This is a genomic window from Kamptonema animale CS-326 (assembly GCF_028330895.1).
GTDB classification, from domain to species: Bacteria; Cyanobacteriota; Cyanobacteriia; order Cyanobacteriales; family Microcoleaceae; genus Kamptonema; species Kamptonema formosum.
The window spans coordinates 63,260-82,870 of sequence record NZ_JAQMUA010000020.1; the positions used below are offsets into that span (position 1 = coordinate 63,260).

Genomic DNA, 19,611 nt, shown 5'->3' on the forward strand with positions numbered 1-19,611 from the left:
GCGTGTTTTCAAACCCTGGGGGGGCGAAGCATTCGGACACAAAACCTTGGTTTATAGCAGAAATTTATCGCCCGAATGCTTCGCCCCTACATCAAATTTATAGTTTGAAAACACGCCCTAGGGGCTAGGGAAAGAGGTAGAGAGGGGAAGAAGGGAAGATAGGGAAGGTACCAATTAGCAATTAGCAATTAGCAATTAGCAATTACCAATTACCAATTAGCAATAGGATAATCATCCTCAACAACTGAGGATTTTTTGTGGACTTTTGCTAGAACCCAGGGGGTGAGAAACCTGACCAGTAGGGGTGGCAAGTAAAAATGGTAGAAAAGGTGAATAATAAAGTAATGATGAGGTAATATGATTCTACAGAGGTCAAATACTTTGGAAAAATTAGCTAGTATAGAAAAGCCGATCGCTTCTGGGAATAAAGCCGTAGAAATCACACCCCAAAATCCTCAAGCCTGTTATGACCAGGGTAATGCTCTGGTACAATTAGGACGCTTCCAAGAGGCGATCGCGTCTTGGACTCAAGCTGTCAAACTTAATCCTGACTTTCATGAGGCATGGTACAATCGCGGCGTAGCCTACAGAAAGCTCGGACTCAATCAAGAGGCGATCGCTGACTATGACAAAAGTCTGGAAATCAAACCAGAGAATGCTGAAGCTTGGTACAATCGAGCTAATGCTCTCAGAAGTTTGGAGCGATTTGAAGAAGCGATCGCTGACTACGACAAAGCTTTACAGATCAGACCAGAATATCATGAGGCATGGTCAAATCGCGGCAATACTTTCGTCAATCTAGAACGGAACGAAGAGGCGATCGCAGACTATGACAAAGCTTTAGCAATTAGGCCAGATTACTACGAAGCCTGGTACAACCGAGGCATGGCCTTGAAAAGTTTAGGCAAATTTGCAGAAGCGATCGCTTCCTACAATCGAGCCCTAGAAATCAGACCGAACTTGCATCAAGCATGGTATAATCGCGGGATTGCATTGGCAAATAGTGGCGAATTTGCAGAAGCGATCGCCTCCTATGACAAAACTTTAGCACTCAAGCCCAATGCCTGGGAAGTGTGGAATAAACGAGGAACAGCTTTAGTCCTCTCAGGAGAATTAGAAGTCGCGATCGCATCCTGGGATCGAGCAGTAGAACTCAAACCCGACTACCACGAAGCTTGGTACAATCGCGGTTTAGCACTGGCCAGCTTAGAGAAATTTGCAGCAGCGATCGCTTCTTGGGACAAAAGCTTAGAATTCCACCCAGATAACCGCGAAGCTTGGTACAATCGAGGCATAGCCCTAAGCAAATTAGATCGCATAGAAGACGCGATCGCCTCCTATGACAAAGTTCTAGAAATCAAACCCGACGATGCCGCCACACTTTATCACAAAGCAGGCTTGTACTGCCAACAAAACAACACCGACCTAGCGATGGAAAACCTCCAACGCGCGATCGCACTCAATCCCAAAAAATACCGCAAACTCTGCAAAACTGACTCAAAGTTTCAGAAAATACAGAAAGATGTGCGCTTTGTCGCTTTAACTCAAAATAAAGCTAATTGAAATAGAATGCCACCAATACAATCGGCATTACTGAGCACCCGTACCCCCAAATCATGCACGCACTGGACAAAACCGAAGCAAAATTCGCTCTTCTCAAAACCCGCCTGAGCGAAATTAGTGACATCGAATCAGCCGCAGCCGTGCTGCACTGGGATCAGGCAACCTATATGCCAATTGCCGGGGCCAGTGCTAGAGGCCGCCAACTGGCAACCCTCAAACAAATTAGCCACGAAAAATTCATCGATCCCGCGATCGGACAACTGCTAGAAGATTTGCGCCCCTGCGAAGCCAGCCTCCCCTACGACTCTACCGCAGCTAGCCTGATCCGCATAGCCCGCAAAGACTACGAGCGCGCCGTGCGAGTCCCCTCAGAGTTCATGGCCCAATTCTCCCGCCACCAAGCCGCCTGCTACGAAGCTTGGGCAAAAGCTAAGGCCGACAACAATTTCGCCGCCGTAGAACCCTATCTGGAAAAAACTTTAGAATTAAGTCAAGAATATAGCGACTTTTTCCCTAATAACGAACATATTGCCGATCCCCTGATCGACTTAAGCGACTGCGGAATGACAGTTGCCAACCTCCGGCCCTTATTTGCCGAATTACGTCAGGAATTAATCCCAATTGTAGACGCGATCGCTTCCCAACCTTCCGCCGACGACTCCTGTTTACACCAAGATTTTCCCGAAAGTCAGCAGTTAGAATTCTGCCGCACAGTGATCGAGCGTATTGGTTTCGATTTTAAGCGAGGACGGCAAGATAAAACTCTGCACCCCTTTATGACCAACTTTTCCATAGACGACGTGCGAATTACTACCCGCGTCTATGAAAATAACCTCGCTCAAGCACTTTTTAGCACGATCCATGAAATGGGACACGCCCTTTATGAATTGGGCAATTCTCCTGAATTTGAAAGCACGCCTCTGGCAGGTGGTATTTCTTCCGGCGTTCACGAAAGTCAGTCCCGGTTATGGGAAAATTTAGTAGGCCACAGTCGCGGCTTTTGGGAGTGTTTCTATCCGCAGTTACAAGGCGTATTCTTAAGGCAATTAGGTCAAGTTTCTATCAATACATTTTATCAAGCGATTAATAAGGTAGCTCGCACGCCGATCCGCACTGACGCTGACGAAGTAACCTATAACCTGCACGTGATGATCCGCTTTGATTTGGAATTAGAACTGCTAGAAGGCAAGATCGCAGTCCGCGACCTCCCCGAAGCTTGGAATGAATGCTATAGAAGAGATCTGGGTTTAGTTCCTGCCAGCGATAGCATTGGAGTCATGCAGGATGTCCACTGGTATGTAGGGACAATTGGGGGAATGTTCCAAGGTTACGCCCTCGGTAATTTGATGGGCGCTCAATTTTACGAAGCTGCCCTTAAATTCGATCCCGAAATTGCCGTTGAAATTGAACAAGGAAACTTTAGTTTACTCCACAACTGGCTTAAAAAAAATATCTATCAGCATGGGCGCAAATACAGCGCCGCCGAACTGATGGAGCGCGTTACAGGTTCAGCATTAACTATTAAACCCTTTATAGGATACATTCGGCAAAAATATGGAGATTTTTATTCTTTTTGAAGGATTGCCAATAGCAAAACTCAGGAGTCAGACTAAAATTGGGTAAGTGGGTAATAGGCAATCATGTGGGGTTTGTCCCCTGAGAGCGCTCGCCCACGATCCATCTTTAATCTTTGTTGAAAAGTTCCCGGATGGTAAAATCCCACTGGGAAGTTTAGAACAGCCAAACTTTACTAAGAGGAATATTTTATGCGTGTAGCTACTGTTGTAATTCTGAGTTTACTGGCTTTTTTAGTTCCAGGGTTGACCAGGAGTGCGATCGCGGGCGATCGCACTAAATCTCTGACTGAACAGTTGGAGGAAAGCGGATTATTTACTCCTGGTGCTCAGGTCAAACCCGTTTTTGGGGAGGGAAATTCTGAACGCGAACTGTTTAATAAGCCTTTTTATCAAGGTTTACAGGAACCCCCGAAAAAGGAAAAGACTGTATCGAAAGGTACTAGGGGTGCTGAAGTAGCCGCCATACAGAAGCGTTTGCAAGCTCATGGTTTTAATGTCGGGGCGATCGATAGCGACTTTGGATCGCGAACTGTCTCCGCTGTCAGCGCGTTTCAGCAGTCGAAGGGATTAAAGGCTGATGGGATTGTCGATCGCACAACGTGGGATGCTTTAAAGGATGAGCCGATGGTTGTAGCCCAAAAGCAGATTCCTGAGAGTAGTAAGGTATTGGCAAAGGGCGCAGCGGGTTCTAAGGTGAAGACGCTACAGGTGCGTTTGGAAATGCAAGGTTACGATCCCGGGCCAATTGACGGGATTTTTGGGGCGCGGACTTTGACCGCTGTGAAGGACTTTCAAGCCACTAATAATTTAGAAGTGGATGGTACTGTCGATGAGGCCACTTGGAAGGCACTAAGTGGGAAATGATTGTGTGGTGGGGGTTTGAGGAATTTTTATTTTTCTTTACCCCCTTTTCTGTTTTCTGTGTTATGATTGTTTTTGGCTTAACGCGGATGTGGCGGAATTGGCAGACGCGCCAGATTTAGGTTCTGGTTCCGAAAGGAGTGAAGGTTCAAGTCCTTTCATCCGCATTGTTACAGTCTTTGACACTCCCCGGTCTAAAGACACGGGGATTCTTAAGGAGAAACTTTGGGGGATGAATCCCGCCAAAGTTTAATTCTTAAAGGGTTTGTCAACAACCCACTACTCACTCGCTCAATAATAATTGAGTCTATGGCAAATGATTGATTTTCGGATGATATTTGCCGCGCCATTAACATCGGCATTGATTAACAACCCAGTGCTAGAACGGTAAAGACCTCGTTTAATTCTTTTACCAGACGGTTGCCAATTGTCGGGTTTTTCACCAACTTTCACTGGCAGTAAATCTCGGTCTAAGAAGCTGGCTTTTGATGTGTAAGATTCGTCTTGCTCTACAAATCGCCAACCCCTTAAGTCACACTCTTGCATGAGCCTATCTTTAACTTTAGCTGTCGGTATTTGGACAAAATTCTGGTTAGTCTTACCTCCCATATTGACTTCTTGTTTCTGTCCTTTATTCCAACCAAAGACTAGGACGTTAATTTGGCGATCTTCACAATAATCTATGATGGTTCTAACTGCTTTATTAACAGCATCTCTCATTCTTCTGGTGCGAGTTTCTGACAACTGTTGCAGTCTATGAGACGAAAAACCTTTAGGTAGCTTACATTGATCGTGTACTGATTGTACCCGTGCTTTTTCCTTGTTAAACCATTGGTTCCAAGACTTCAATTTGTGACCATCAATAATAAATGGCTTGCCATTACTAGAAGTGCAAGTTAACCAGTTATTGATGCCATGATCGATACCTAAAATTCCCGTTACTTCCAAGCTACAGCTAGGGGCTTGTTTGGTTAGACTTTCGTGTACAAATTCGACCCAAACCTTGCCATTTCTAGGGATTAGTCGAAGTTCTTTAATCTGGCAATCTTTCAAGCGTTCCGGTAAAGTCACCCAGAGAGCATCTGTCCCAAAGTGTTCTTTCCCTTTAGTTCCCAGAGGTAATCTCACCCGATTACCGACTACTTTCAAGGCTTGCCCAGGGTATGAAACTTGGTACATTGCTCCCTTGGTTCTGTACTTGGGCAATCTCGGTTTTTGATTAAGCTCTCCTTTCTTGGCTAACCTTTCTAAGGCTCGGAAAGAGCTAAAAGATTCAGCAACAGATTTGAGGGATTGTTGAGCCACTTGCGAGTAAAGTAAACCGTAATTCTCGTTGGGTTTGGCAATTTTGTACAGGTCTGGGTATTTAATTGCGCCTTGGTCTTTGAAGTACTGTTGCCGACTTTCGTAAGTGCCGACATTAAACAGATTATTTGACCATCTTAAGATTTGCTCGACAATGGTTTTGTCAAGTCCCTTTAAATGCCAAACATCTTTTTGCACTGCATACATTAATTTCAACCTCCTTTGATTAATTGTACTATATTTAGAAATATCTAACTGGGAGACTAAAGTCTCCCTCGCCCTTTCATCCCTGGACTAAAGTCGCAGGGTTTTCAGGGTATTTCTTATAAATTTAGTCTAAGGACAGCAATACTTGGTATCTTCACTATAATTGCAACAATCTTAGTCAAACCACAATTGACTTGGGCGTAAACAATCTGGCAACTTATATTACTACCGATGGGGAATCCTGGATTGTGGATGGCAAGTAACTTAAATCTCTCAACCATTGGTATAACCAGGAAAACGCCCGGCTGCAATCTGAGGTGGGAGTGTCAAGATATAACTAATCTCCCGGTTTAAAATAGTCGAGCAGTCGTTCGCCTGAATCTGCCCGAATCAAAGCAACTACAACATCAGGTAAACTCCCGTAACCTGGATAAACAAAATAACGGGGTTCCCATCGGGGTTGAAACTTTTCTTTAAAGCTATGCAAACCCTTAAAATTATAAAACTGCTCCAAATGTTCTGAAAGATAGTTTAACACCTTTTCTAAGCGGAGAGATTTTTCCGTTTCACCTACTCCTGCAAGGGCTGACAAACCTAAATCAAATTCTTCATATCCCAGCGCTTGAAAATGCTGTAACATGGAAGCAAATAAACATTCCATTGTGCCGTTTTCAACTTCAGTACGCCTCCGCATTAAATCAACCCCTACTAACTTAGTTTCACCACTTGAGATTGTATTGGCAAAAGCACTTATTTTACCCTCAGAAGTGTGGACAGCTACCGCCCGAGTTTCCCGCAAATAAGCCTCGTTAAACCAACCAACAGAAAACTTTTTCTCCGCACCCTGCATCATTTTTAGCCACTCATCGCTAACTATCTTCATTTGCCGCAGCAATTCATCGCTTAAGGGCGGTTCATAAAATTTAACTTCATAGCCGGCTTTAGTGAGTCGATTAATAGCTGTTCTCAAATTCTGATTGGCTTTACCTTTCAGGCTAAAAGTTTTGAGGTTAACAATAGCTTCCTCTCCTATTTGCAAAACTCGAAAACCGAGGGATTTATAGAATTCTAAATTGTCGGGCAAAGTCTGGTAAAATGAAGGATGCCAGTCGTTACGATCGCAAAATTGTTGAAACCCAATTATCGCCTCTTCTTGGTCTGACGGCGGCCCAATTGGATCGCCGAGAGCAATCGCACCCCGCCCCTTGGCAACATAGGCGATCGCACTTTTCCCAGAGGGACTAAAATAATAAGACTTATCCTCCAGCAGGGCTAATCGTGCCAGCGGTATCCGCCCGTATTGTTCTACAATTTGTTTAGCCTGTTGCCTTTCTTTCGGAGTCCCTACATTCCGCAGCAACACCGGCCGCAATAACATAAATAAAGCATAGCTCAGGGTTACTGCTCCCACAGCATAAATTGAATCTGCAAAAAAATCTGCAAATTGAGTTTTAGGGACTAACCCAGCATTGTCCGAAGTAAAGAACATTGCTAATGTTTGGAACAATGCTTCATGGAATGAAAAATTAATCGGCTCTTGATTAATATTGTATTTCTCATCTAATATGTAAAAGCCAGCCGTACCATAAGCCAGAGTAAACAGCAAAGCACCGAAAAGAACTCTTATTCCTTGGGCAATTGAGGGGCGATCTGAGGAAGCGGTAAACTGGTCGCGCATGATGACTAATTGGACTAGCAACACCCCAGCTAATATACTTTCTTCATAATCCAATCCCTTGACTAAATGGCTGACTATGGAGAGAATTAATAGCCCGACAGTAAGCAACCAAGCAATCCGCTTGCGCCTCAGTAAATTAGCTGCCAAAGTTAGCAACATAAAGCCGATAATTGCTGCAAAAAAATGTCCGCCAGCACGCACGGGGAAGGGGAAAAATTCTTCTAGTAATTCTCTCCGTTCTCGTAAGCTAGGCGTGACAGCAGAGAGCAAATTAACCACTCCTACCAGTCCGGTTAGGAGGGATGCAGTCCATAGTCCAATCCGACTCCGTTGCGATCGCACAGTATTTCCTCAGCAAGTATTAGAGAAGAACGAAGATGGGTAATTAGCAATTAGCAATTAGCCATTAGCCATTAGCCATTAGCCATTACTTTTTCTTTTCAGCCAATGCTATCTTAAACTGCTTGCCGACGTAAGTCAAAGAATCTGTGAGATGCTTGTGCCAGTAATTCCACCCTACATCTGGCCCCACAATACCATGACCGCCTGGAAACTTGTGGTATTCATTGGCAATGCTTAAGTTGTTTAATAGCTGGTGAAACTGCTCAGAAGAGGTCAAAAATTGCTCGTCTCCAACGCCAGCATCGATATAAGCTCGTAAACGTTGGCGGTCTTTTTTAGATAGCTGTTTTACTATGTACTGGGGGCTGTTATTCCGACCGCTAGTATCTGTGAAATAACCGCTGTGGCTAAAGAGAATATTAAAATTATCCAAGTAGCGAAGACCGATATTAAAGGCTCCCCAACCTCCCGATGATTGCCCTCCCATCGCCCAAAATTGCGGAGAATTCAGCGTGCGGTAGCGCGATCTAATTACCTTAACTAATTCAGCACCAATTGCAGTTCCAACTTTGCCGTTAGGCCCATCGTAGTATTGCGGGTCCCAAAGTGGACTCGTACCTCGGTTGTCGTTGCCGTCGGGAGTAATAACAATTGACGGCGGTAGTTTATGGCTTTTGTAGACGTTGTGAAGTACGCTAGTTACAGCAGCTTTATCTTGGTAAGCCCATGCGTCTCCGTGTCCGCCGTGTAACAAGAATATAACTGGATAGTGCGTGCTAGGGTTGTTGGTATAGCCAGGGGGTAGGATTAAACCGTAGGTGCGATCGCTACCCATAGCTACACTTTTATATGTTTTGATTTCAAAAGTTAGCCCCGTGTCTGACTCTACTTGCGGAGGGTCTAACTGGGGAGCTCCAGCGACGAAGACATAACAGTAGCCCGCCGCACCTAAAAAGATGATAATACCTGTACTAATGGCTAGAAGTTTTCTCATACCTTTCGGTGAATTGAGCTATAAGACTCAAAAACCCATGATACTATTGAGTTAAGCCATTAGCCGTACAGCGATCGCACCAATAAGTACCACAAGACCAAGCGCTCTCCGAAAATAATTAACGCCTTGAAATAATTCTTCCCATGCCCAAGTAAATAATGAGCCAAAAGCGATTAGGTCTAGCCCTGTATTAATTTTGCCTGTGGTTACAATTAGTTGCAGTAAAGTGGCTACACCCCAGACAATAAGTGGTAGGTTTGGTGTCTGAGCGATAACAATTTGGCCATTGCTGTCGCGGAAGATTTTATCAAATATTGTATTTGTCTCTGTATTTGTAGTCATTGTTTTTTACTGTTTATTTATTTTTTTTTACTTTAGTCCAATAACCACAACATTCTCTCTACCTTTTTGTCGATTAAGTAAAACTTATAAAATCCCTGAGATGGATAACACTTGTGAAAACATATAGCAACCGCAAAAGGGTTAGGTTATAATATTACGGCTTCAATAGAAAATCATTCTCGTAAGCTTTCTAGTAGAATCTCAACAAGTCTATATACGTGGTTTCCTAGTGTTGGTGGTCAATCATGCTGAGAACTTGGGTGTATGTTTTTAGCCCGATTTATTGCATTTTCGGCGTTGCTAAATTGAAGTATGAAATTTCACGCACTCGACATTTCAAGCTCTTACTCTCTACTAGGAGAGCGTTTCTGTCTAAGTATAATTCATACCCTGATTCAGCAACGCCAGAAGTTTTGTATAGTAAGTTGAATCAACATGACTAATCTCTCTACTTAACTTTTGGGCAACAATTGATTGAGCGCACCACACAAGTATCCCTTCACGGTGTCGCTACTTGCACCCACGCCACTCGGAATGGTAAAGATCATCTCGACAGTTAATAGGTTGCCATCCATTGAGGCAAACACATCAATCGGCAAAGCACGCTGAAATGCTGTTGCGGGATTTTCAGCTTTCATTACACCTGCGCTCACATCGGTGCTGATAGTCTTGATGCTCTCGCGGGCTAAAATGGGTCGTAATTGGGAAAAGGCTCTTTCTATCGATAATCCTTCAACCTGAACACGCGCAGAAAAGGCAGCACCATTCAAAAAGTCCCCTTTTTTTTGAAAGCTTTCTTCGCAGGTTGTGGCAACAGCGGGGGTGGCTAAACACATGAGAGTAAGAGTCAAGAGGAGCGATCGCATATTAGTTGATTTACAAGAATGAAACAATCATCAAGAGCGTGATGAATTATCATGGGATTGTTTGGCAAGAGGTGCAAGTGCCTTCGATGGTTTTTAGCATTAGTTGCAGTTCAATTATAGCGGTTCTCAGGTAGATGAGGTATATATTAAAGCTCAAAAGGCTCGATCTACATAGAATCTAACGTACCTCATCTTTCTGAGAAAGGCTATAGTGAGACTTTATCCCAGTAACAGTTAACCGTTAACTGTTCCCAAAATTGACATTTGTTACTTGGCCAGCAGTAACATTAATAGTCTGCTCTAATTTCCCACCGTCAACCTTTAACTGATAAGTACCAGGAGTCAGCGCGATCGCACCAAACCATCCCTTACCATCCGTGCGAATTGTCCGCCCCTGGCCCGGAACACCCACAGGCTGCAATGTCAAGGTGACAGAATCGCAACTTGGGGAACACATCCGCAACATACCCGCGATCGCGCCTGTAGTTGGATGCGACTTCCAAGGAAAATCGGGAACAGCTACAGGATTAGCCCAAACAGGCTGTGTCTCATAAGTCTTACCCGTCGCTACATCCACATACTTACTCGGCTTTGAAAGCGCATTGTAGAACCAATCATTGCTCTGCGATAGATACTTCCAAGGCTGGCGGGGCACATTTCCTCCACCGCTCGATCGCAAGTCGCCATTAGTGTAGACATTGCTGCTAGCATAGGAATACAAAGCAATCCCATGCGTGTAATTCCCCTTTGCAGAAGGCTGTTGAGCGCGGCGAATCTGAGCTAAAGCGTCTTCAATGTAGTTCAGATAATTTCCAGGCCCGATCGCAGTGTAGCGATTGTACTGGTGATTCTTGGCAAACTCAATCCAATCATCATAAGCCTGTTTCTGCCGAGCATTGTACTCGCGCTGGTAAGTCATCGGCATCGCCATATCAACGATACCCTCTTCCAGCCAGCCGCGCCAATCCTGCAAAACCTCTTTGTAAGGCTGGGTTTGATACCAATCCTCATCTTTTTTGGGCCCATTTCCCCAGGCGATCGTCGCCGCCGAAATCTTCACCTGCGGCTTAATCGCAAGGCTTTGTACATAAAGCTTACGCACTAAATTCGTCACCTGATCGCGCCGCCACTGCATCCAAACGCGATCGCTTGGCGATGGTCTACCCGTGCGTTTCATCTGTTGATTAAACCGCGCGATCGCAGTCGGATTATAGCCCCAATCCGGCCCGCCGTAGCGCACATAATCCAATTGCACGCCGTCTACGTCGTAGCGTTTCAGCAAATCCAGATACACCGAAACCGTATAATCAACCGCGTCAGGATGGCCAGGATCGAGATAACCTTGGGATTGGCCATCGTAAGTAAACATCGCCCAATTATCGCGGCCAGGCGCATTGGGGCCATGTTTTTGCCACACATGAGAGCGATCGTTGCTAGTGCTTCCCGTTACCGGAAGCGTCACCATCCAAGCGTGAACCTCCAAACCTGCGGCGTGCGCCTTGGCGATCAAATCTTGCAAAGGGTCAAAACCCGCCACCAGATTAGGATCTTTCGCTCGCGGCTCAATGCTGCTAGCGTAAAAAGCATCACCGCGACGGCGCACTTGAGCAACGATCGCATTCGCATTTGCCAGTTTCGCATCCGCAATTAATTTTGTCACCTCTTGCGGTGTCTTGAAACCAGGGTTAAAAGCATCTACCCAAAAGCCTCGAAATTCTGATGTTTGCACCTGCGGGGGAACTGCGATCGCAGCGCGATCGGGAAAGAAATTAGACAACCACTGCGGAGTTAGCAGAAAAGCGATCGCTAAGCCAATTGAAAATAGACTTGACAAAAAGACTGTTTTAGATTTTCGCATTCGGAAAGGTGTGTGTGAGCGTTCAACTGTCTAGTACAGACTAACTACGCGAACTTCAGGTTCACATTTTCCCACAATTTGGCCTGATTATTTATAAATTATTCTTAAATATAATGTCGAAGCAGTCCCGATCGCAACCAGATATCGATATTTGTTAACAGTTAACTATTACTTCCCCTGAAAACTTTCTCGATTAATATGCCAAACACTTGACAAACAATCAAGCCAATGATAATGTACCCTATTCCCCACCGAAATCATCCTCAAAAACTGCCGGAGAAAACATCTCATACAGTGCTAGAAAATACGGCATAATCATCTCTAATTGCTGCGGTTCCAATCGCAAGCAAATTTCTTGCTCCAAATAATTCAGCATTTGCCAAACCAACTCCCATTTTACCCCCAATATTGGATAAAGCATCACACAAACTGGAAACAATTCCTGATAAAAAACAGCAATATTTTCCTCTAAAACAGACAAAAATAAATAAATTTGAAACATTTCCACATCCCGGATACTCGCAGTTTTTACCAAGGTTGAATTCAACGCTCCGCTATAGCTGTAATAGCCAGGATTAAGTTGGGAAACTCGGCTAAAAACACTAGCAGCTATTTCAGTGCTTTTACCTAAAAGTTGCCGTACAGCTTGTAAGTTGCGAGAATCATAACTATGCTTAGCTGCGGCTTGATAACAACGGCGCAAAGGCATATAGAGGTAGTCATCTATCACCTTGAAATAGGCAGTTAAAACAGTTTTTTCGACAGCAGAAATATCTTTGAGTAAAAACAGAGTGGTATAGTACACCTGCATCGACACAAAGCCAATTAAGCGGGGGTCAATTGCCGTATATTTCTGACGCATCGCCCCGATTTCTTGCCCCACCTTAACAGCAATATAGCTGGGATCTTCTGCATTACCATAAACCTCTAAAACCTTTCTATGAATCTCACAAGAATCCATAGCAATTTGCAAATGATCGATCAGTTTTGGATCTATCTGATGGCGTTTTATTTCTTTTGAAAGCAACAATTGTGTGTGAGTAATAGCCTCAATACTAGCATAAATTAGAGACTCCTGTAAGATAGAAGCAGTTTGCACCCGCCATTTTTTTGAACCAATTGTTCTCAAGTCGCTATCTTCAGCTTGGGGTACAGTTTCAGAGGAAGCAATCTGAAGATTTTTCAGGTATTTTCTTGACCACTGTATAGCTAAAGATGCCACAGGAGACGGTAAAATTTGTTCAATTTTGATTTCTAATGAGTCATCAATTAGAGCAGAAGATATTTTACAATTAGAGTCAAATTCAATGTCTTTGACATATTTCTTGAGCCACTGTTGAGCCACAGGAGAGAGAGGAGTCTCAACCTGATCTTGACTACGCTGGAATGAGTCAGCAGACATAGTAACAAAAGTTAATGTAGGCTTTGGTTATTATAAAATATAAGGGTAAAATTGGCTATCCGTCAAATCATCCAATTTAAGGAGCGATTAAGTAACATTGACCCTAGTAATAATCGCTAGATCGTGTAACTTTTATTACTAGCTTTCATAAAAAATACTGGTAAGGGAAAACCTCCAATCCGGCAGAGGTTTAAACCCCTGCCTCATAGATCGAGTCCTCTGAAGAGGCTAAGAAGAAGACTTTTAAACCAAATTAGTCCTCTTTAGAGGACTTTAGCTATTAGACAAGGGTTTCAACCCCTAGCGGCTTTCTTTTTAAGTTGACACCAATGGGCATTGCCGTGTCCTTACCCCTTATCTGTGCTGCACTCAACTAAAAACTGCTGTATGATAAACTGCTCTTAAGCAAACGAGGAACTAAAAAAACATGGTCTTATCAGAAAAAAAGCGCAATCCGGGATTATGGGTATCAATATTATATTTCGCAGAAGGCTTTCCCTACACTGTTGTAAATTTAATGTCGGTAATTTTTTTAAAAGGTTTGGGAGCCAGCAATGAGTTAATTGGCTTAACCAGCCTTTTGTCTTTTCCCTGGGTATTAAAAGGTTTATGGGGCCCGATAGTTGATTTATACTCCACTAAACGTCAGTGGATTTTAAACACAGAAATCATTTGTGCTGGTCTATTTTTCTTACTAGCGCTTGGCGTGTTAATGCCGCAGACTCTGGTAATATCACTTGTCATATTTACGCTGGTAGCCTTTGTTTCAGCTACCCACGACATCGCCATAGATGGATTTTATTTAAACGCCCTAAATAAAGACCAACAAGCCCTATTTGTAGGCGTTAGGAACACCGCTTACAGAGGTGCAGTTATTGCTGGTAGTGGTCTATTAGTATTCTTAGCGGGTTCTCTGGCAGAGCAATATTTAATACCTGGAAACCCTACTGATGCTAAAGTATATAAAGATATTTCCTTTTCGCTGCTTGGCTCCTCTTTTAATATTCATCCTTTAGAGTTGGGATGGGCGACAGCCTTTGGGATTGGCGGAGTAATATTTATTTTAATTTATCTCTTCCAACAGTGGTATTTGCCCTATCCAAAAAGTCACGCGGTAGCCTCTGAATTACCCACCCAAAACACTAGCTTTTTTGAAGCGTTTAGAACCTATTTCACTCAATATAAAATAGGTTGGATTGTCACTTACGTTTTGATTTTCCGGCTGGGCGATGCTTTAACTTTCAAAATGGCTCCTCCATTTTTAATGGATACAATACAGAAGGGCGGCTTAGCAGTTTCTACGGCTGAAATGGGTCTTTTATCTGGTACTATCGGCGTAATTTTTCTTTTAATTGGAGGGCTACTTGGCGGATATTTAATCGCCAAACAAGGGTTGAAAAAATGGATGTGGCCTACAGCTATCCTGCAAAACTCAACTAATGTATTGTATTGGCTTTTAGCAATGTATCAACCGAGCATTATTTGGGCCTATGCAGTCAACTCCATAGAACAGTTTACCTATGGACTTGGCGTAGCTGCCTATACTGTATTTTTAATGCGTACAGTTCGCCCTGAATATGAGGCTTCCCATTATGCAATTACCACAGCATTTATGGCAGCGGGCGTATTAATTCCCGGAGTTTTTAGCGGTTATTTGCAGACTTGGCTGGGAGGATATCAGCATTATTTCTTGTTTAGTTCTCTGGCAGTTATACCAGGAATGTTGACGATTTTCTTTTTGCCTCTAGAAGATCAGAAATAATCATGAGATTATGTCTCGGTATAGTTGTTGTGGTAATTGTTTCATGACTCGCCTAAACGGAGCAAAGTCATTTAAACCCTGCGACAGAATTAGAACACCTTGAACAGCAATTACGGCATCTTCCCCGCGTTGCTGGGCTAGTGTTTCGTCCAATCCTGCTAATATTAAAACGTCTGCGATCGCATCAATCCAAGCACGCAATAGGCTTTGTACCTTGCGATGGAAAATATCGCGTGCAGATCCCATCAATAGAATCGCAAATATGCAGGGTTGCTCTCCTCCTTCATATAACTCGCTCACGCGATCGCACATTCTCTCAAACCGCGTCAAAGTATCTCCCTCACTGCACAGAGGTTGCAGAATGTTTTGCCCAAGCCATAGTTCCAGGTAATCCAACACAGCTATTACCATCTCCTCCTTACCACCAGGAAAGTGATGGTACAGGCTTGCTTTGCCAAGACCTGTAGCTTCAGAAATCTTAGATAGCGTGGCTCCGTCGTAACCATACTGCCGAAACAGTTGAAGTAGGTACAGAATATAGGTTTCTTTTGGCATCGGCAGCAATTTTGAGTTTACCCCTTGACATTGTACCGAACGTTCGGTACAGTAATATCATACCGAACAAACGGTATAAAGATTGAGCAATTAACAACACCTGCAAGGTATTGTTTATCTATTTTTTCCCCTACTCCAATCAAAAGGTATCACCATGATTAAGCTTTATGGTCACGAAGTATCTGGCAACAGCTACAAAGTCAGGCTTTTACTTTCACTCCTGAATCTTGAATACCAATGGATCAAAGTCGATTTGATGAAAGGTGAGCACAAATCACCAGAGTTTCTTACTCTCAATCCCTTCGGTCAAGTTCCCGTGTTAGTAGATGATGACACAATCCTTGCAGATGCTCAATCAATTTTAGTATATCTAGCTTCTCAATACGGTGGCGACCAATGGCTGCCCTTGGATACTATATCTCTGAGTAAAGTTGTGCGTTGGTTGTCAACAAGTGCGGGTGAAATTCGTCAAGGGCCTGAACACGCTCGCCTTTACTATTTGTTTGGTGCAGGAACCAATATTAATATTGAGCGGGCAACTCAAAAAGCAGAATTTATCCTCACCCAACTAAATCAACACTTAAGCGATCGCACATGGCTAGAATTTGAACATCCGACAATCGCAGATGTAGCAGTCTTTCCCTATGTTTCTTTGGCTCCCGATGGTAAGATTTCCCTAGATCCTTATCCCCACGTTCAACACTGGATTACACGAATTAAACAACTTCCTGGGTTCATCAAGATGCAAGGAATTGAGGCTGCTGCAAAGCTATAGCGATATTTATTGAAAGGACAGTGCCATGCCCCGTAAATTTACAAAAATTGCCTTCACTCCCGCTGTCAAAGCTGCCCAAGCACAACGTGGATCGCGAGAAACTTACGCTCGGTTTGAACAAAGCGGGCCTGAGAACGATCGGGTAACACCTGATATTGAAGAGTTCATTGCTGAAATCGATGGATTTTATCTAGGAACTGTTGGTTCTAACGGCTATCCATATATTCAGTTTCGCGGTGGTCATCCAGGTTTTTTGAAAGTTATCGATGAGAAAACATTGGGTTTTGCTGACTTCAAAGGCAATGTTCAGTATGTCACCATTGGTAATCTTTCAGACAGCGATAAAGCTTTTATCTTTATAATGGATTACCGCCATCGTAAACGACTGAAAATTTGGGGAAGAGCCAAATATGTAGAGAGCGATCGCGAACTAATTGAGCGTTTGAGAATAGCTGAAGATGACTCGGAAGTTGAACGAGTTATCCTCTTTCAAGTCGAAGCCTGGAACTGGAATTGTCCCCAGCATATTCCTATTCGCTATTCTGAACAGGAAGTTACAGCACTCAAAGCTAGAATTTCAGAACTGGAAATGCTTTTGAGCGATCGCGAAAACCTTTTATAGTCACAAACACAAAGCTTATGGAAACCAAACCACCTTTACCACCCTTTACTCTGGAAACAGCTAAAGCCAAAGTTCAAGCTGCTGAAGATGCCTGGAATACGCGCGATCCAGAACGAGTAGCATTAGCTTATACGGAAGATTCCCAGTGGCGAAACCGCGCCGAATTCTTCAGCGGAAGAGAAGAAATCAAGGCTTTCTTAAAAAGAAAATGGGCGAAAGAATTAGATTACCGTTTGAAGAAAGAACTCTGGAGTTTTACAGATAATCGAATTTCTGTTTGCTTCGAGTATGAGTGGCACGATGACTCTGGCTACTGGTATCGCGCCTATGGTAATGAACAGTGGGAGTTTGCAGAAAATGGGTTAATGCAAAGACGTGAAGCTAGTATTAATGATGTTCCCATTCAAGAGTCTGAACGCAAACTAATTTTGCGGACGCGATCTTAATATCTTATACAGATAAGACAGTTAGGACAGATTTTCTAGGGGCGGATTCGCCTAAATATAAATTTACCAACCCAGATATTTATAAACCCGCCCCCCCACAGAACTATATTCAAAATTTTCCTAACCATCCTAGCGACTGCTATAAATTAAGATTTAAATCGTAATAAAATCTCTCGTACTCAGGGTACTTACAGCAATTCCTTCAACAATTGCCAGTACTTCACCAGTCCTAGCAACAGTAATTAATGGCCCATTATTACCAGGAATAATTTTAAGTTGAGCAAAGGTAAAGCCTCCACTTAAAACAATTATATCTTCACTATCTTCAAAATCAACAATAGTATCAATTCCCGCAAACGGAGCTAACACAAACCTATCTTGTCCGCCACCGCCAATTAAGATGTCATCGCCAGCATCACCGCTGATAAAATCAGCTCCTTCCCCACCACTGATGGTATCGATTCCTTTACCGCCGTAAAGAAAATCACTGCCATTTCCACCACTAATAGTATCATCACCTTGATTGCCTCTGAGGGTGTCATTCCCGTTGCCACCAATTAATGTATCATCGCCGCCGCCAGCGCTAGCAGAATTATTCTGTGCATCCCCAACTAAATAATTAGCTTGAGAGGGAGCCAGAGCGACTTGAATCTGCTGCAATAGTCCCGAAAATGAGAAATTACCGCTTGTTCTCAATCTCTCTACACTTTCTCTGGTTTTGAGCGCCTCTGATAAATCGGGTTGTATAAAAGAAAGAGCTGTTTGAAACTCTGTAAAATCAGAGTCATTGGTATAGGTAAAACTAGGAAGTATTAATTGCTCTGTAGAAACTTGCCGTTGAGAAAAACCATCGGGAGGAGAGGTTAATAAGTTGTCTGTCCGATTTTTATTTAAAATAATTAATGGTCGAATATTGGGATCGTTAAAATTTTGGACAAAAACTCTACCTGTGAGAACTGATTCCCCAAAAAGGCTAACAATATCTCCGTTAACTATGTAGTGGTTAACAGTTTTGTTCGCGCCTCTTAGGTTACGCCTAAAAGTGTTGACGGTATCGGCTGAAACACCAGGAGAGTTGAAGGTAAATATGTTTCCAGTTTTGGAGGTAAATTCAGCAGCAAGAATTTGAGCTAAAGCTCCTCCCATCCCATGACCTATAACATCGGGAAGTAAGCCTGTAGGATTCTTAAAAGAATCTTCAGTTATTTGCGTCAGCCAGCTTTGTAAAATTTCTCTATTGTTGTCAATTTGCAAGTAGCCAACACCACGCTCATCAGAGAAGGCGGCATCATCTTCTATAAAGTCTGTACCGCGAAATATCAAAACTGGAGATGTATCTGGGTCAGTGGAAGCAAGTCCGATAGCATGAAGACCACTTTGCAGATCGTCAAATATTTGATCTATATAGTAGTTGTTAGTTTCCAGAAAACTTTTAACTTGCTCTTCAAACTCAGGTTTATCGTCCTGATACGCTATTATTTTTGCCAGAGCTTCGTAAAGGGACGGTTCCGCACTCATATTTTTTGGGTCAGTGCCTAATAAAAAGTATGTTGTTGTAGTTCAGAGTTAAGAAGACTGAACTACAAGAACATACAGAACGAAGTAGTTATTAGTTGTTATTTATTAGTTTACAGCAAAGTTACGAAATCAGCACTACCGATCGCACTAATATTTCCGCCTTGCCGTAGCTAAAATTTCTGAACGCAAATTAATGATAGTAGAATTACCTGCTGAGGCGATCGCTAACTGTTTGAAGGTGATACTCCCACCGACCCAAATCTGTTCTTGACCCTATTCGCAGTCGGTAATGATTTTTGTACCCAGGACACAACCGATCGGAGAGCGATCGCTTTCCACTTCAGTTGCAAGGTTAATGATTGCTTTGCTTAGAAGATACTATACCATAGTTTTTTTATAAAGTCAAGCTAATTTTGGCAAAATTTATAACTATGTTTTAAAGAATTGTCAAGTAGCGAAATAATCTACTATTATCTTCAGAAGATGATCTTCGCGATCGCGAGTAAAAACTCAACAATTTTGTATCTATGGCTTTCATTCGTCAGTACGTCGCCCCTTTAATCGCAGTTATCATTTTTTTTCTCGCTCTCGCCGCAGTTAGTGCTCGGATTTTTTTGCCGAATGATATGGCCGCACCAGCTCCTATTGAAGAAGTTAGTCCCCAAGATCGGCACGCTCAAACACCCACATTAAATGTTGTAGTGGGAAGCGGTGAATCGATCGCGATCGCGCATTAATTCCTATGGTATCCGTTGAGTTAATACCAGGCTATCAGTTGCGTACAGGTTCGGGACTAGACCGTGCAAAATTGGTAAAATTCATGTACAAAACTTACCATGAACTTCACCCCGATCGAGAATTAGGTCATTTAGCTCTAACAGTTGAACAGTATTTTTCTAATAAAACTCCCCTGTTGTGGGTGGAATGGGATGGGGAGG

The 19,611-nt window shown here is 43.2% G+C and carries 17 protein-coding genes, 1 tRNA gene and 1 pseudogene; 10 read left to right on the forward strand and 9 right to left on the reverse strand.

Going from position 1 to position 19,611, the window contains the following annotated elements:
* Window positions 1–357 precede the first annotated feature (357 nt).
* The 4 genes from PN499_RS01665 to PN499_RS01680 all read left to right on the forward strand — a co-directional run bounded on the left by PN499_RS01665 (window position 358) and on the right by PN499_RS01680 (window position 4,168).
* Window positions 358–1,563 carry a tetratricopeptide repeat protein gene (locus PN499_RS01665; protein ID WP_272029854.1) on the forward strand — a complete coding sequence of 402 codons (1,206 nt, stop codon included), beginning with the start codon at window positions 358–360 and terminating at the stop codon, window positions 1,561–1,563.
* Window positions 1,564–1,616: 53 nt separating this feature from the next.
* Window positions 1,617–3,140: a carboxypeptidase M32 gene (locus PN499_RS01670; RefSeq protein ID WP_272029856.1), complete on the forward strand. Its 1,524-nt coding sequence runs from the start codon at window positions 1,617–1,619 to the stop codon at window positions 3,138–3,140.
* Window positions 3,141–3,329: 189 nt separating this feature from the next.
* The gene (locus PN499_RS01675; protein WP_272029858.1) at window positions 3,330–4,004 is read left to right on the forward strand and encodes a peptidoglycan-binding domain-containing protein; all 675 of its coding nucleotides are present in this window, start codon (window positions 3,330–3,332) and stop codon (window positions 4,002–4,004) included.
* Window positions 4,005–4,086: 82 nt separating this feature from the next.
* Window positions 4,087–4,168, forward strand: a tRNA-Leu gene (locus tag PN499_RS01680).
* Window positions 4,169–4,292: 124 nt separating this feature from the next.
* Here the strand turns inward: PN499_RS01680 and PN499_RS01685 are convergent.
* The 7 genes from PN499_RS01685 to PN499_RS01715 all read right to left on the reverse strand — a co-directional run bounded on the left by PN499_RS01685 (window position 4,293) and on the right by PN499_RS01715 (window position 12,995).
* On the reverse strand, window positions 4,293–5,513 hold the full coding sequence (locus PN499_RS01685; RefSeq protein ID WP_272029859.1) for an RNA-guided endonuclease InsQ/TnpB family protein: 1,221 nt from the start codon (window positions 5,511–5,513) through the stop codon (window positions 4,293–4,295).
* Between the two features lie 337 nt (window positions 5,514–5,850).
* On the reverse strand, window positions 5,851–7,533 hold the full coding sequence (locus PN499_RS01690) for a bifunctional lysylphosphatidylglycerol flippase/synthetase MprF (protein WP_272029861.1): 1,683 nt from the start codon (window positions 7,531–7,533) through the stop codon (window positions 5,851–5,853).
* Window positions 7,534–7,618: 85 nt separating this feature from the next.
* Window positions 7,619–8,527: an alpha/beta hydrolase gene (locus PN499_RS01695; RefSeq protein WP_272029862.1), complete on the reverse strand. Its 909-nt coding sequence runs from the start codon at window positions 8,525–8,527 to the stop codon at window positions 7,619–7,621.
* A gap of 51 nt (window positions 8,528–8,578) precedes the next feature.
* A complete protein-coding gene (locus PN499_RS01700; protein WP_272029864.1) occupies window positions 8,579–8,869 on the reverse strand; it encodes a hypothetical protein in 291 nt (96 codons plus the stop codon).
* Between the two features lie 452 nt (window positions 8,870–9,321).
* Complete coding sequence (locus PN499_RS01705) at window positions 9,322–9,735, reverse strand: hypothetical protein (RefSeq protein WP_272029866.1); 414 nt, start codon at window positions 9,733–9,735, stop codon at window positions 9,322–9,324.
* Between the two features lie 241 nt (window positions 9,736–9,976).
* A complete protein-coding gene (locus tag PN499_RS01710) occupies window positions 9,977–11,569 on the reverse strand; it encodes a family 10 glycosylhydrolase (protein WP_272029868.1) in 1,593 nt (530 codons plus the stop codon).
* Window positions 11,570–11,834: 265 nt separating this feature from the next.
* Window positions 11,835–12,995: a hypothetical protein gene (locus PN499_RS01715; RefSeq protein WP_272029869.1), complete on the reverse strand. Its 1,161-nt coding sequence runs from the start codon at window positions 12,993–12,995 to the stop codon at window positions 11,835–11,837.
* Window positions 12,996–13,422: 427 nt separating this feature from the next.
* On the opposite strand from PN499_RS01715, the gene PN499_RS01720 reads away from it, so the two are divergent.
* The gene (locus tag PN499_RS01720; RefSeq protein WP_272029871.1) at window positions 13,423–14,757 is read left to right on the forward strand and encodes an MFS transporter; all 1,335 of its coding nucleotides are present in this window, start codon (window positions 13,423–13,425) and stop codon (window positions 14,755–14,757) included.
* Here PN499_RS01720 and PN499_RS01725 read toward each other — a convergent pair whose 3' ends face one another.
* Window positions 14,758–15,312, reverse strand: a complete 555-nt coding sequence (locus tag PN499_RS01725; RefSeq protein ID WP_272029873.1) for a TetR/AcrR family transcriptional regulator — start codon at window positions 15,310–15,312, stop codon at window positions 14,758–14,760.
* Window positions 15,313–15,466: 154 nt separating this feature from the next.
* On the opposite strand from PN499_RS01725, the gene PN499_RS01730 reads away from it, so the two are divergent.
* From PN499_RS01730 to PN499_RS01740, 3 genes are read left to right on the forward strand one after another with little or no spacing between them, the layout of a single operon-like run.
* A complete protein-coding gene (locus tag PN499_RS01730) occupies window positions 15,467–16,087 on the forward strand; it encodes a glutathione S-transferase family protein (protein WP_272029875.1) in 621 nt (206 codons plus the stop codon).
* 25 nt (window positions 16,088–16,112) lie between these two features.
* Window positions 16,113–16,709 carry a pyridoxamine 5'-phosphate oxidase family protein gene (locus tag PN499_RS01735; RefSeq protein ID WP_272029877.1) on the forward strand — a complete coding sequence of 199 codons (597 nt, stop codon included), beginning with the start codon at window positions 16,113–16,115 and terminating at the stop codon, window positions 16,707–16,709.
* 17 nt (window positions 16,710–16,726) lie between these two features.
* On the forward strand, window positions 16,727–17,155 hold the full coding sequence (locus PN499_RS01740) for a nuclear transport factor 2 family protein (RefSeq protein ID WP_272029878.1): 429 nt from the start codon (window positions 16,727–16,729) through the stop codon (window positions 17,153–17,155).
* Window positions 17,156–17,308: 153 nt separating this feature from the next.
* Here the strand turns inward: PN499_RS01740 and PN499_RS01745 are convergent, their stop codons facing one another.
* A complete protein-coding gene (locus tag PN499_RS01745) occupies window positions 17,309–18,673 on the reverse strand; it encodes a Tle-like phospholipase domain-containing protein (protein ID WP_272029879.1) in 1,365 nt (454 codons plus the stop codon).
* A 527-nt stretch (window positions 18,674–19,200) separates the two neighbouring features.
* On the opposite strand from PN499_RS01745, the gene PN499_RS01750 reads away from it, so the two are divergent.
* Both PN499_RS01750 and PN499_RS01755 read left to right on the forward strand, forming a co-directional pair.
* Entirely contained in the window at window positions 19,201–19,410 is a 210-nt protein-coding gene (locus PN499_RS01750) for a hypothetical protein (protein ID WP_272029881.1), read from the forward strand.
* A gap of 5 nt (window positions 19,411–19,415) precedes the next feature.
* Window positions 19,416–19,611, forward strand: a pseudogene (locus tag PN499_RS01755) (GNAT family N-acetyltransferase); the annotation flags it as partial.

Coding starts and splice junctions, on each gene's coding strand:
- PN499_RS01720 (WP_272029871.1), top strand. CDS start 13,423: ATGGTCTTATCAGAAAAAAAGCGCAATCCGGGATTATGGGTATCAATA.
- PN499_RS01685 (WP_272029859.1), bottom strand. CDS start 5,513: ATGTATGCAGTGCAAAAAGATGTTTGGCATTTAAAGGGACTTGACAAA.
- PN499_RS01670 (WP_272029856.1), top strand. CDS start 1,617: ATGCACGCACTGGACAAAACCGAAGCAAAATTCGCTCTTCTCAAAACC.
- PN499_RS01715 (WP_272029869.1), bottom strand. CDS start 12,995: ATGTCTGCTGACTCATTCCAGCGTAGTCAAGATCAGGTTGAGACTCCT.
- PN499_RS01675 (WP_272029858.1), top strand. CDS start 3,330: ATGCGTGTAGCTACTGTTGTAATTCTGAGTTTACTGGCTTTTTTAGTT.
- PN499_RS01735 (WP_272029877.1), top strand. CDS start 16,113: ATGCCCCGTAAATTTACAAAAATTGCCTTCACTCCCGCTGTCAAAGCT.
- PN499_RS01665 (WP_272029854.1), top strand. CDS start 358: ATGATTCTACAGAGGTCAAATACTTTGGAAAAATTAGCTAGTATAGAA.
- PN499_RS01750 (WP_272029881.1), top strand. CDS start 19,201: ATGGCTTTCATTCGTCAGTACGTCGCCCCTTTAATCGCAGTTATCATT.
- PN499_RS01730 (WP_272029875.1), top strand. CDS start 15,467: ATGATTAAGCTTTATGGTCACGAAGTATCTGGCAACAGCTACAAAGTC.
- PN499_RS01695 (WP_272029862.1), bottom strand. CDS start 8,527: ATGAGAAAACTTCTAGCCATTAGTACAGGTATTATCATCTTTTTAGGT.
- PN499_RS01725 (WP_272029873.1), bottom strand. CDS start 15,312: ATGCCAAAAGAAACCTATATTCTGTACCTACTTCAACTGTTTCGGCAG.
- PN499_RS01745 (WP_272029879.1), bottom strand. CDS start 18,673: ATGAGTGCGGAACCGTCCCTTTACGAAGCTCTGGCAAAAATAATAGCG.
- PN499_RS01705 (WP_272029866.1), bottom strand. CDS start 9,735: ATGCGATCGCTCCTCTTGACTCTTACTCTCATGTGTTTAGCCACCCCC.
- PN499_RS01700 (WP_272029864.1), bottom strand. CDS start 8,869: ATGACTACAAATACAGAGACAAATACAATATTTGATAAAATCTTCCGC.
- PN499_RS01740 (WP_272029878.1), top strand. CDS start 16,727: ATGGAAACCAAACCACCTTTACCACCCTTTACTCTGGAAACAGCTAAA.